9 protein-coding genes are annotated in these 12,344 nt (G+C 61.0%); 6 read left to right on the top strand and 3 right to left on the bottom strand.

Annotated elements, in window-relative coordinates; genetic code table 11:
• Nucleotides 1–51: 51 nt before the first annotated feature.
• Nucleotides 52–630: a DUF2239 family protein gene (locus AB3X39_RS08275; protein WP_369416892.1), complete on the bottom strand. Its 579-nt coding sequence runs from the start codon at nucleotides 628–630 to the stop codon at nucleotides 52–54.
• Nucleotides 631–702: 72 nt separating this feature from the next.
• On the opposite strand from AB3X39_RS08275, the gene AB3X39_RS08270 reads away from it, so the two are divergent.
• The 5 genes from AB3X39_RS08270 (at nucleotide 703) to ftsB (ending at nucleotide 5,869) form a co-directional block, all read left to right on the top strand.
• Complete coding sequence (locus tag AB3X39_RS08270) at nucleotides 703–1,533, top strand: alpha/beta fold hydrolase (protein WP_369416891.1); 831 nt, start codon at nucleotides 703–705, stop codon at nucleotides 1,531–1,533.
• A 122-nt stretch (nucleotides 1,534–1,655) separates the two neighbouring features.
• Nucleotides 1,656–3,353 (top strand): CTP synthase, encoded by a 1,698-nt coding sequence (locus tag AB3X39_RS08265; protein WP_369416890.1) that lies wholly within the window; start codon nucleotides 1,656–1,658, stop codon nucleotides 3,351–3,353.
• Nucleotides 3,350–4,213, top strand: a complete 864-nt coding sequence (kdsA, locus tag AB3X39_RS08260) for a 3-deoxy-8-phosphooctulonate synthase (RefSeq protein ID WP_369416889.1) — start codon at nucleotides 3,350–3,352, stop codon at nucleotides 4,211–4,213. The genes AB3X39_RS08265 and kdsA overlap by 4 nt, the downstream gene beginning before the upstream one ends.
• 4 nt (nucleotides 4,214–4,217) lie before the next feature.
• A complete protein-coding gene (gene eno, locus AB3X39_RS08255; RefSeq protein ID WP_369416888.1) occupies nucleotides 4,218–5,504 on the top strand; it encodes a phosphopyruvate hydratase in 1,287 nt (428 codons plus the stop codon).
• Nucleotides 5,505–5,542: 38 nt separating this feature from the next.
• Nucleotides 5,543–5,869, top strand: a complete 327-nt coding sequence (gene ftsB / locus AB3X39_RS08250; RefSeq protein ID WP_369416887.1) for a cell division protein FtsB — start codon at nucleotides 5,543–5,545, stop codon at nucleotides 5,867–5,869.
• Between the two features lie 270 nt (nucleotides 5,870–6,139).
• Here the strand turns inward: ftsB and AB3X39_RS08245 are convergent, their stop codons facing one another.
• Together AB3X39_RS08245 and AB3X39_RS08240 are read right to left on the bottom strand one after the other, a co-directional pair.
• Nucleotides 6,140–10,822, bottom strand: coding sequence for an EAL domain-containing protein (locus AB3X39_RS08245; protein ID WP_369416886.1), 4,683 nt, complete (start codon nucleotides 10,820–10,822; stop codon nucleotides 6,140–6,142).
• Between the two features lie 31 nt (nucleotides 10,823–10,853).
• Complete coding sequence (locus tag AB3X39_RS08240) at nucleotides 10,854–11,687, bottom strand: ferritin-like domain-containing protein (protein ID WP_369417011.1); 834 nt, start codon at nucleotides 11,685–11,687, stop codon at nucleotides 10,854–10,856.
• A gap of 65 nt (nucleotides 11,688–11,752) precedes the next feature.
• Between AB3X39_RS08240 and AB3X39_RS08235 the strand changes: the two genes are divergently transcribed.
• The gene (locus tag AB3X39_RS08235; protein ID WP_369416885.1) at nucleotides 11,753–12,283 is read left to right on the top strand and encodes a gamma carbonic anhydrase family protein; all 531 of its coding nucleotides are present in this window, start codon (nucleotides 11,753–11,755) and stop codon (nucleotides 12,281–12,283) included.
• Nucleotides 12,284–12,344: the final 61 nt, after the last annotated feature.

The following is a 12,344-nucleotide window of genomic DNA, read 5'->3' as shown; positions in this document are numbered from 1 at the left end:
GGCAGATCAGAAATAGAAAAAAGGGTTCGAGGGTTTGAAACAGGGTGCGGACTATAGGCCAACACCCGTGCCTTGGACGAGGTTCAAGGTGTGTTCACGCACATCGGCCGGCCAAGGGGCCAAACAAGCTTGCAACCGGGCCCTATCGTCGGCAAACAGCGCCCGCGAGGCTTCCTCAAAGCCCGACTCGTTGCCCGCGATGGCGTGCATAAAGCGGTAGGCAGCGTCACGGGCTTGGCGCATCTGATCGCTTTGGCGATGTGCACGCTGCGCTTGCTCGACCAGTTTGCGCAGCGTCACCGAAGCCCCACCCGGCTGCGCGGCCAGCCAGTCCCAATGCCGGGGCAACAAAGTCACCTCCCGCGCCACCACGCCCAGCTTGGGCCGACCGGGTGTGCGCACCGTAGGCATCGGCGGTATGGGCAAACGGCTCAAGACCGCGTCGAGCGTGCCACGGGTATCGAGCTCCACTGGTGTGCTGCTGTGCGCATCGAAGATCAAGACACCTGCGTCGGGAGAGGCCTCGAAGTGCGCCTTAACGGCTGTCGCCACCTCGGTGGGGGTGCCGATGGCGAGTCGGCGCGACGCCACAAAGGCGATCCATGTGGGCTGGGTGTAAGAAGAATCCATACGATGATCTTTCACGCTCGGGATTGAGTTGATGATCAATTATACCCGGGTAAAAATAAAGCATTCAGCGTCATGACATCCCTCACTTCACCCACCTCACCTACTTTGGTTTTTTCTCACGGCAACAGCTTTCCCGCAGGCACCTACAACGCCTTGTTCGAGATCTGGCGCCAAGCGGGCTGGCGGGTGGAAGCCTTGCCCAAATTCGGCCACGACCCGCGTTTTCCAGTCAGCAGCAACTGGCCGCATCTGAGCGATGAGCTGCGCGCCTTCATCGAAGCGCTGCAAACCGGCCCGGTGTATCTGGTGGGTCACTCGATGGGTGGTTTTGTGAGCTTGTTGCTGGCCTGCCAGCGGCCTGAGTGGGTGCGAGGCGTGGTCTTGCTCGACTCCCCCGTGGTGGCCGGCTGGCGCGCCACCACCGTGCAGTTCGCCAAGGCCACGGGACTCATCAAGCGCTTTTCGCCCGCGCAGGTTTCACACCGTCGCCGTGAACGCTGGGCCTGCGCCGACGAGGCTCTGGCGCACTTCGCCAGCAAACCGCTCTTTGCCCGTTGGCCGAGGCGCGTGCTGGAGGACTACATGGCTTGCGGCTTGGAGGCCGCCCCCGGCGAAGGCGGCGGCGTGCACTTGGCCTTTGATCGACACGTCGAGAGCCGGATCTACAACACCTTGCCGCATCACATGCCCCACCTGCTCAAGCGCCATCCCCCCAAAGCGCCGGTGGCTTTTGTGGGCGGCACCCGCAGCCGTGAGATCCGTCAAGTCGGCATGGCCGCCACCCAAAGCCTGACCAAAGGCCGCTTGCGCTGGATCGAAGGCAGCCACCTTTTTCCGCTGGAACACCCCGAAGAGAGTGCTGCCACGGTGCTCGACTTGTTGGCCGAGATGAAATCTGCATAAACAAGGCATGGGGCCGACCACCCCCGCCCGCCTATAATCGCGGTTTACCATCACGGCCCATTCGGGGGAGGCGACTTGGAACAACTTCCGAGCGATCTCTTCGTAAGCGTGGGCCTTCTGACATGACCAAGTTTGTCTTCGTCACTGGTGGCGTGGTGTCCTCTCTCGGCAAGGGCATTGCCGCCGCCTCATTGGCAGCCATCCTCGAATCGCGCGGCCTGAAGGTCACCCTGATCAAGCTCGATCCCTACCTCAACGTGGATCCGGGCACGATGTCGCCGTTCCAACACGGTGAGGTCTTCGTCACAGACGACGGGGCCGAAACAGATCTGGACCTGGGCCACTACGAGCGCTTCATCACAGCGCGGATGCGTCGCAGCAACAATTTCACCAGCGGACAAATCTACAAGACCGTTCTAGAAAAAGAACGTCGCGGCGACTACCTCGGCAAAACCGTGCAGGTGATCCCGCACGTCACCAACGAGATCCAAACCTTCATCAAGCGCGGTGCAGGCCTGATGCCTGACAGCCAGATTGAAGCGGTGGATGTGGCCATCTGCGAAATCGGCGGCACGGTGGGCGACATCGAGTCCCTGCCCTTTTTGGAGGCCGTGCGGCAGTTCAGCCTGAAGCTTGGGCCGACCAACTCGGCCTTTGTGCATCTGACCTATGTGCCGTGGATCGCGGCCGCTGGCGAGCTCAAAACCAAGCCCACGCAGCACACCGTGCAGAAGATGCGCGAAATCGGCTTGCAGCCCGACGCGTTGCTGTGCCGTGCGGATCGCCCGATCCCTGACGAAGAGCGCGAGAAGATTTCGCTCTTCACCAACGTCGCACCCCAAGGGGTCATCTCGGTGTGGGACGCGGACACGATCTACAAAGTGCCGCGCATGCTGCACGAGCAGGGTCTGGACGAGCTGATTTGCATGAAGCTGCAATTGCTCACCCGCCCGGCCCACCTGCGTCGTTGGGACAAGCTGGTCTACGAAGTCGAGCATCCGCGCGGCGACGTGACCATCGCCATGTGCGGCAAGTACACCGACCTGTCCGACTCCTACAAGTCGCTCAATGAGGCGCTGCGCCACGCAGGGATCCACCACCACGTGCGCGTCAACATCGAGTACTTTGATTCGGAATCGCTCACGGACGACAACGCCGAACAACTGGCACGCTACGACGCCATTTTGGTGCCGGGCGGGTTCGGCAAGCGCGGCGTCGAAGGCAAGATCACCGCGGCGCGTTATGCGCGTGAAAACGGCATTCCCTACCTCGGCATTTGCCTCGGGATGCAAGTGGCCACGATCGAATACGCTCGCAACAAGGCCGGTTTGACCGGGGCCAACTCAACCGAGTTCGATCCTGAAACGCCGCATCCGGTGATCGCTCTGATCGACGAATGGCAAGACGCCGACGGCTCGATCCAAAAGCGTGACGCCAGCTCCAACTTGGGCGGCACGATGCGTCTGGGCTCGCAAAGCTCGGACGTCAAGCCCGGCACCTTGGCGCAGAAGATCTACGGCGACGTGGTGACCGAACGTCATCGCCACCGCTATGAAGCCAACGAGCTTTATCTGGATCGCTTGCAGCAAGCCGGCTTGATCATCAGTGCCATCACGCAGCGTGAAAAGCTCACCGAGATGATTGAGCTGCCCACCGAAGCGCATCCGTGGTTCGTGGGCGTGCAGTTCCACCCCGAATTCACATCGACCCCTTGGGACGGACACCCGCTGTTCAACAGCTTTGTGGCTGCGGCCCTCCACCACCAAGCCATGATGGCGCAGGTGGCCGAGCAACTTGGTGATGAGGCGGAATCGGCATGAGACTGTGCGGCTTCGACGTCGGCCTGGACCGGCCTTTCTTCCTGATCGCCGGCACCTGTTCGATCGAGGGGCTGCAAATCTCGCTCGACGTGGCCGGACAGCTCAAGGAAGCCTGCGACAGCTTAGGCATCCCGCTGATCTACAAGGGCAGCTTCGACAAGGCCAACCGCTCCTCCGGCACCAGCAAGCGCGGTGTCGGTATGGAAGCCGGCCTGAAGATCCTCGATGAGGTGCGTCGCCAGACCGGCCTGCCCGTGCTGACCGACGTCCATGACGAGGCGCAGATTGCCGAAGTGGCCAGCGTGGTCGATGTGCTGCAAACCCCGGCCTTTCTGTGCCGCCAGACCGACTTCATCCACGCCGTGGCCAAGTCGGGCAAGCCGGTCAACATCAAGAAGGGCCAGTTTCTTGCGCCCTGGGACATGAAAAACGTTCTCGACAAGGCCCGCGCCGCTGCCCGCGAAGCCGGCCTGTCGGAAGACCGCTTCATGGCCTGCGAGCGCGGGGTGAGCTTCGGCTACAACAACCTCGTGGCCGACATGACCAGCCTGGCCGAGATGCGCAACTCGGGTGCGCCGGTGGTGTTCGATGTCACCCACTCGGTGCAAAAGCCCGGTGGGCTTGGCAGCACCAGCGGTGGCGCGCGCGAGATGGTGCCGGTGCTGGCCCGGGCCGGCGTGGCGGCCGGCGTGGCCGGTTTGTTCATGGAAACCCACCCGAATCCGGCCCAGGCCTTCAGCGACGGCCCCAACGCCGTGCCCCTGAAGCGCATGAAAGCCCTGCTCGAACAACTCAAAGCGCTGGACCGCGTCGTCAAGGCCCAGCCGCTGCTCGAAAACGATTTTTCAAACCTGGAGTGATTGCATGAGTGCCATCGTTGATATCGTCGGTCGCGAAATTCTGGATAGCCGGGGCAACCCGACCGTGGAATGTGATGTGCTGCTGGAAAGCGGCGTGATGGGCCGCGCTGCTGTGCCCTCAGGCGCGTCCACCGGTTCGCGCGAAGCCATTGAACTGCGTGACGGCGATAAGAGCCGTTACCTCGGCAAGGGCGTCCTGAAGGCGGTCAACAACATCAACACCGAAATCTCCGAAGCCGTGCTGGGCTTGGATGCTTCGGAACAAGCGTTCTTGGACAAGACCTTGATCGACTTGGACGGCACCGACAACAAGGGTCGCCTGGGCGCCAACGCCATGCTGGCTGTGTCGATGGCCGTGGCGCGTGCTGCGGCTGAAGAAGCCGGCCTGCCGCTGTACCGCTACTTCGGCGGCATGGGCGGGGTGCAATTGCCGGTGCCGATGATGAACGTCATCAACGGCGGTGAACACGCCAACAACAACCTCGACTTGCAAGAGTTGATGATCATCCCCGTGGGCGCACCGTCGTTCCGCGAAGCCATGCGCTGGGGTGCTGAGACCTTCCACGCGCTCAAGAAGATCATTCACGACAAGGGCATGAGCACCGCCGTGGGCGACGAAGGCGGCTTTGCCCCCAGCGTTGAAAGCCACGAAGCGGCGATCCAGTTGATCCTGCAAGCCATCGAAAAAGCCGGCTACACCCCCGGCACCCAGATCGCGCTGGGTCTGGACTGCGCGGCCAGCGAGTTCTATCACGACGGCCTGTACGTGCTCGAAGGCGAAGGCGGCATCAAGCTGACCTCGGCCCAATGGACCGACATGCTGGCCACGTGGGTGGACAAGTACCCGATCATCTCGATCGAGGACGGCATGCACGAAAGCGACTGGGACGGCTGGAAGATCCTGACCGAGCGCTTGGGCAAGAAGGTGCAACTGGTCGGCGACGACCTGTTCGTCACCAACACCAAGATCTTGAAAGAAGGCATTGAGAAAGGCATCGCCAACTCGATCCTGATCAAGATCAACCAAATCGGCACCCTGTCCGAGACCTTCGCCGCCATCGAGATGGCCAAGCGCGCCGGCTACACCGCTGTGGTGTCGCACCGCTCGGGTGAAACCGAAGACTCGACCATTGCTGACATCGCGGTGGGCTTGAACGCGGGTCAGATCAAGACCGGCTCGATGAGCCGCTCGGACCGCATGGCCAAGTACAACCAACTGCTGCGCATCGAGGAAGACCTCGGCGAAGTGGCCGTGTACCCCGGTCGTAGCGCGTTCTACAACCTGCGCTGATCACGTCTTCTCTCTGCTGAAGAAAAGCCTCATCCCCCATGCGTGTTGTCACCATCACCTTGCTCGTGTTGTTGGGTCTGGTGCACGCCGAACTCTGGTTCGGGCGTGGGGGCATGGGCCGGGTCATGGATCTGAACCGGCAACTGGCCCAGCAGCAGCAAAGCAACGCCGAGCAACGCGAGCACAACGCTCGCCTTACGGCGGAAGTGCGCGATCTGCAAGAGGGGCTGGAGATGGTCGAGGAAAAGGCTCGGGGTGAGCTCGGCATGATCAAGCCGGATGAGATCTTGGTGCAGTACACCCTTCAGCAACAGCCCACGTCATCGTCATCCGTACAGCCGCCAACACCGCCACGGCCACAGTGATCACGCTGGATCTGATGTGTTCGGACATTGAGCCCGAACAGATCCTTGCGATCCGCGACCCGTTGCCGACCTTGGTGCTGTTGTGCCTACTGAGCAGCGCCTCGCCGGCTCAAAGCGCCCGACTCGGTCGCTGGCGCCAAGCCTTGCTGAGCGCCAATTTGAACTTCGCAGTGATCCGTCGCACCACGCTGACCGAGCAGCAAAGCGCGGTGGATCAGGCCTTAGGCGCTGATCGGGCGGCGGCGCACCCCAAGGCCAAGGCACGATCCGTCAATTCGGCTTCATCCAACTGGCATCACGTTTGCGGACGATGCGGGGATGGCGCGTGTGAGCGACGTCTTTTTCAAGCGCGACGACAGGCACCAGACATGTCGTGTGACGCTCCCGAGCTTCCATGACCCACTGCTGGACCGCATCGGCCGATAACGCCGGAGAGAACCAGTGGCCTTGCATCAAATCGCAGCCAGCTCGCCGCAAAGCACGGTACTGCGCCGCGTTCTCCACCCCTTCAGCCAACGTCACCATGCCTAAGCTATGGGCCATGTTGATGATGGCCCGCACGATGGCCAACTGACTTTGCTGCTGTGGCAAGCCTTTGACAAAGCTCTGATCAATCTTGAGCTTATCCACCGTGAAGCGTGTCAGATACGCCAGTGAGGAGTACCCGGTGCCAAAGTCATCGATCGACAAGCGCAGGCCCAGCGCCCGCAACTGACGCAAGGTTTCGATGGCGCCCTCGGGATAGGCCATGAGGATGCTCTCGGTGATTTCCAACTCCAACCATTGCGGTGGCAACGCCGTCTCGCCCAAGATCTCGGCAATCGTCTTGACGAGATCGGACTGCATAAATTGCCGCGCCGAAAGATTGACCGCCACGCACAAGGGTTGACCAGTATCCAACCACTGCCGCGCCTGCCGACAAGCGGCGCGCAACACCCAAGCGCCCAAAGGCACGATCAGCCCGGTTTCCTCGGCCAAAGTGATAAAGCGCAAGGGATCCACCGGCCCACGGCCAGGACAATCCCAACGCAGTAAAGCCTCCACGCCCACCCAACCATCGCGGTAGGTGGGCAGAATCGGCTGGTAATGCAGATGGAATTCGTCACGTGCCAAGGCGCGGCGCATTTGCAACTCCAGCTCCAAGCGTTCATGCGCGGCTTGGGTCAGAGCTTCGGTGTAGAAGTGATAGGCATTGCGCCCCTGAGCCTTGGATTGGTACATGGCCGAATCCGCATGCTGGATCAGCTCATCAGCACTGCGCCCATCTTCGGGATAAAGGCTCACACCGATGCTGGCGGTCACATAGAGCACTTGACCCGAAGAGAGCAAAAACGGGGGCACCAAGGCGTCAAGCAAGGCCTGTGCCTGTGCAGCCACTTGCGCCGGACTCTGGATGTCTTCGAGCAACAACAAGAACTCATCGCCGCCCAAACGGGCCAAGGTGTCCACCTCGCTCAGCAGCGCTTGGATGCGCCGGGCAAAACCCGCCAACAACTCATCCCCAGCCGGGTGGCCCAGACTGTCATTGACCGTTTTGAAGCGATCCAGATCAATGAAGAGCACCGCCAAAGCACCGCTGTTGGTACCGGCCTGTGGTGCTGAGGCCCGCTCCAAGGCATGACACAAGCGCGACTGCGCCAACAAACGATTGGGCAACCCCGTGAGCGGGTCGTAATGCGCCAAGTGCTCAAGTTGCTGCTCAGACTGCTTGATACGGGTGATGTCGGTGCAAATCCCGACGTAATGACTGGGCTCACCGCGCTCATCACGCACGGTATTGATCGTCAACCATTGTGGATAGAGCTCGCCACTGCGGCGGCGGTTCCACATTTCGCCCTGCCAGTACCCTTGGGCCCTCACATCAGCCCATAAATGATCGTAAAAATCGGCGTCATGTCGCCCGGACTTCAACATGCTCGGGCTTTGACCGAGCAAAGCCTGTTCGCCATAGCCCGTGATGCGGCAATAAGCTTGGTTGACGGCCACGATGTTGGCGTTCAGATCGGTGATCAGCACACCGTCATGGGTGCTTTCAAACACGGCGGCGGCTTGACGCAAGGCTTCACCCGCTCGCACCCGCTGCACGGCCAAGGCAGCGATATCGACAAACTCCGTCAGCAGATCAACCTCGGCTTGATTGGGCAGCCCCACGTGCGCGCGGTACACCGCAAAAGTCCCCAACACCCGACCGCCTTCATCTTTGAACGGCGTGGACCAGCACGAACGCACCCCCATCTGTTCCGCTTGGGCGCGGAAGTCTTGCCAATACGGACTGACTTGCACATCCTCCACCCAGACCGATTCGGCCAAATAAGCGGCCGTGCCACAGGAACCCACACCGACGCCGATGGTGAGGCTATCCACCAGCTCGGTGTACCACATCGGCAAGGTGGGTGCGGCCACGGTATGCAGCCGGTTATCGGGCATCACCAGCACGATGGAGACATGCCACTCGGCATGCACCTCCTCTAAACGATGCGCCACTTCTTCGAGCACTTGGGCCAGTGGGTCCGCGCGCACCACGCGATCAAGCACGGCCAGTCGGGTGCGTTGAATCAGCTCGGCCAAGCGCCGTTTGGTGATATCCCGGCTCACACCCACCACCCGGGTGATCCAGTTGGCGTCGTTGAACTGGGCTTCGGCCCGGATTTGCACCCAGCGAATTTGACCGGCGGAGAGGTAACGAAATTCGATTTCTCGCGGCTGACGATCCGGCACCGGCTTCCAATGCTGGATCACCCGCAGGCGATCCTCAGGATGCACCACGTTGAGCAAGTCTTCGAACGTGAAGTGCTCATGCGGCTCGCGGCCCAGTGCACGTGCCAAGGGTCCCGAATCGATGAATAAGCCGGTATCGGACTCGCACACCCAGTTGCCCACTTCAGCAATCGACTGGGCATGGCGCAGCACCGCTTCGCTGGCCCGCAACTGCTCCACCGCTTGCTGCAACTCGGCGTGCACTTGCACACGCTCCAAGGCCGCAGCCACCCGCCCCCCCAAACTGGAGAGGTACTCCAGCTCAATGGAGGAGAACTTCTGACGGCCCTCTTCATGCACCAGCATGGCCGAACCCAACACCCCCAAGGAAACTTCGTTCTGGCACAAACTCATGCCGAACATGCTTTGATAGCCCATGTCGGCCATCAAAGCAGTGCGCGGTTCCTGCCCGACATCGGCAATACAAATCAGCTCCGACGGTGAGGCCATCAACATGCCCATGACCGATGGAATTTGCAGGGGACTTCTCTGCTCGGGCTGCGTTTGAGTGTCATGGAGCTGATGAAGCCAAAAACGCGGCAACCCCAAAATGAGCTGAACCTCATGTTGGGCGGCTTGTTGGATTTCTTTCAGGGTCTGCGCCCTTTCCAAGGCTTGCGAAAGCAACAGCAGCGAGCGCGCCATGCGTTCACGCAGCGCCAACTCGGCATCAATGCGTTTGCGCTCGGTGATGTCGGTGTGGGTGCCAATCATGCGCAGAGCCTGTCCCTCGGCGTCACGCGTCACCACCTTGCCACGCGACTGCACCCAACGGTAAGCACCGTCTTTGCAACGCAAGCGGTGATCACAGCGATAGACATCCACCTCACCGCGAACGTGCCGGTCGATGGCCTCTTGCACCCCGGCAAAATCATCGGGATGAATGTGGGACCACCACGATCCGATCTGGCTGGGCAATTCATCGCTTTCAAAGCCCAGCATGCCCTTCCATTTGGGCGAGAGATAAATATGGTCGGTCTGGACATGCCAATCCCACACCCCTCGGTCTGTGGCTTCGATGGCGAACTTCCAACGATCCTCGGCCTCAAGCAGGCTCAACGCGATGCGCTCACGCTCTTCTAGGCTACGCACCACCCCCACGGTGTGATCGCCCAGTGGCCCCGTCACATAGCTCAGGCTCACCTCCACAGGCACATGGCGGCCATCGGCACAGCGATGCTTGGTCTCAAACACCAATCGCCCCACGCGGCGGTATTCTTGAAGACGCTCGGTGAAAGTGTCGGTGGTGTAGATGTCCGAGATGTCTTGCACCCGCATGCGCAACAACTCAGCTTGGGTGTAGCCGCTGAACGTACAGCACTGCTGATTCACATAAACCAGCCGCCCATCGGTGACACGCGAGACAAAAAAAGCCTCACTGGAGTGATCCAGAAAAGCATGCAGCAAATGAAGTTGCTCTTGGCTTTGGAGGCGCTCCACCCAGCGCTCGTAGATCAAGCGCACGATGTCTTGCCGACGCAGCAATCCCTGCAAGTTACCCCGGCCATCAAGCACCACCAATTGGCTCATGCGTCGAGCACTCATCTGGTCATAGGCCTGGACCAACGAGGCGTTGGCTTGCACCGTTTCAATCGGGCTGCTCATGATCGCCGTGACGGGGGTGTCGGGCTGCAACATGGGCAACCAACGCACCCAATCACGCTCGGTCAACATGCCCACTGGGACACCGTTGGCCATCAACACCAAACACGACGACGCGGTGGCATCGAGTTGCTGCAACGCCACCGACGCCAGCGCCGGCACTTCCAGCACCAACACCTCCTGCGTCATGGCCTGATCGACATGCCGCAAATGCCAGAGAAATTCTGTGCCCAGATGGCGCATGAAATTTTCTTCGGTGACGATCCCAGCCAGTTCACCGGCGGCATCCACCACCACCCCCAGCCGCACGGCCCCCATCACCATGCGGCGATAAGCACCGCGATAGTCGGCATGCATGGGCTCGACCCACATGGGCCCCATCACCTCACGCACCGAACGCATGCCTTGGGCATATCCCCGAACCCAATCCCGTCCGGTGATCACCCCCACAGGACGCATCCCAGCCAAGACCACCACAGCACCGATGGTTGGCTCACACAACTGCTGACGCGCCGCTTCAGCGGAAGCATCGATATCGATGCAGGCGACATCGCGCGTCAGAATGTCAGCCAAGGTCAGGTTGGAAATATGCACGGCTACAAATCCTCAGTCATGGTGCAGATTGTCACCGCCGAGGCCAGGCATGGTTATGACGCTGAGCTGAGACGGCCGTTAAAGCGGATAACGCCTCCGCCGTGAAGCCCGCTTCGAGGCGTGCAGCATGGTTCATGGCACGTGGCCATGGTGCACCGTGGTGGTGCAAGAGTTCGCGATAGTGCGCTTCATGATCGGTGATACCCGCTTGCTCGCAAGCCCAGGCATACCAACGGTTGCCGATGGCCACATGGCCGATTTCTTCGCGCAAGATCAGGTCCAAAATCACCCCCGCGCGCGCATCCCCCGCCTGTGCCAGCTTGGCCCGGATGGCGGGCGTGGCATCGAGACCGCGCGCTTCGAGCGTGCGCGGCACCAAGGCCATGCGGGCCAGCACACTGTCTTGGGTGCGCATGGCCATCAACCACAAGCCGTCATGGGCGTCGAAGTCGCCGTAGGCGTACCCCATGGGGGCCATATGCTCGACCAGCAAGCTGTAGTGGTTGGCCTCTTCTTCGGCCACGTGTAGCCAGTCCAAGTAGAACGCTTCGGGCAAGTCATCAAAGCGCCACACCGCGTCAAGCGCCAAGTTGATGGCATTGAATTCGATGTGCGCGATCGCATGCAACAACGCCGCCCGGCCTTCAGGGGTGAAGGGCGAGCGCGAGGGTACTTTGGAGGGCTCAATGCGTTGCGGCCGATCCGGGCGACCGGGCACTTGGGAGACACGGTCCGGCGTCACAGGGATGGCTGCCGTCACGAGTGGCAGAGCCTGTCGCTGGGCCCATAAGCCATGCACGGCCGCCAGTTTGGCGGTGGGGTCAGTGAGGCACAGGGCCTCCAAGGCAAGTTGTCTCAGCTCCATCCCTACAATTTTGCCCATCTTGACTTTCAATCCGCTTTTCAATCCGCTTTCCAACAGGTTTCATCATGGCCCTTTACCAACTCGGCAACCATGCCCCCAAGCTTCATCCCAGCGTCTGGGTGGCACCCGACGCTCAACTGATCGGCCAGATTGAGATCGGCATGGATAGCAGTGTGTGGTTCGGCTGCGTGCTGCGCGGTGATACCGACCGGCTGCTGATCGGCGAGCGCAGCAACATCCAAGATCAAAGCGTTCTGCATACCGATGCCGGCATGGCGTTGCGCATCGGCAACGACGTCACCGTCGGCCACCGCTGCATGCTGCACGGCTGCGAGATCGGCGACGGCTCACTGATCGGTATCGGCGCCATCCTCTTGAATCGCGCCCGCATCGGCCCCAACTGTGTGGTCGGGGCCGGATCGCTCGTCACCGAAGGCAAAGCGTTCCCCGCTGGGTCGCTGATCATGGGCAGTCCCGCCAAGGTGGTTCGACCCTTGAGCGCCGAAGAAATCGCCCGCTTCAGCCGAGGTGCCGCCCATTACGTGGACAATGCCCGCCGCTTCGCGCGCGAGTTGCATCCGTGGTCATCAACCTGAGCCAAGACACACCATGTCCGAACTGAACAAATTCCTTTTTGAAAATCTCCCCGTGCGCGGT

The organism is Leptothrix ochracea (assembly GCF_041083635.1).
Classification (GTDB): Bacteria; Pseudomonadota; Gammaproteobacteria; order Burkholderiales; family Burkholderiaceae_C; genus Sphaerotilus; species Sphaerotilus ochraceus.
This window is presented reverse-complemented; position numbering and strand designations above follow the sequence as displayed.

Excerpts from the sequence above, each read along its gene's own strand:
- AB3X39_RS08275 (WP_369416892.1), bottom strand. The coding sequence starts at position 630 with ATGGATTCTTCTTACACCCAGCCCACATGGATCGCCTTTGTGGCGTCG.
- AB3X39_RS08270 (WP_369416891.1), top strand. The coding sequence starts at position 703 with ATGACATCCCTCACTTCACCCACCTCACCTACTTTGGTTTTTTCTCAC.
- AB3X39_RS08265 (WP_369416890.1), top strand. The coding sequence starts at position 1,656 with ATGACCAAGTTTGTCTTCGTCACTGGTGGCGTGGTGTCCTCTCTCGGC.
- kdsA (WP_369416889.1), top strand. The coding sequence starts at position 3,350 with ATGAGACTGTGCGGCTTCGACGTCGGCCTGGACCGGCCTTTCTTCCTG.
- eno (WP_369416888.1), top strand. The coding sequence starts at position 4,218 with ATGAGTGCCATCGTTGATATCGTCGGTCGCGAAATTCTGGATAGCCGG.
- ftsB (WP_369416887.1), top strand. The coding sequence starts at position 5,543 with ATGCGTGTTGTCACCATCACCTTGCTCGTGTTGTTGGGTCTGGTGCAC.
- AB3X39_RS08240 (WP_369417011.1), bottom strand. The coding sequence starts at position 11,687 with ATGGAGCTGAGACAACTTGCCTTGGAGGCCCTGTGCCTCACTGACCCC.
- AB3X39_RS08235 (WP_369416885.1), top strand. The coding sequence starts at position 11,753 with ATGGCCCTTTACCAACTCGGCAACCATGCCCCCAAGCTTCATCCCAGC.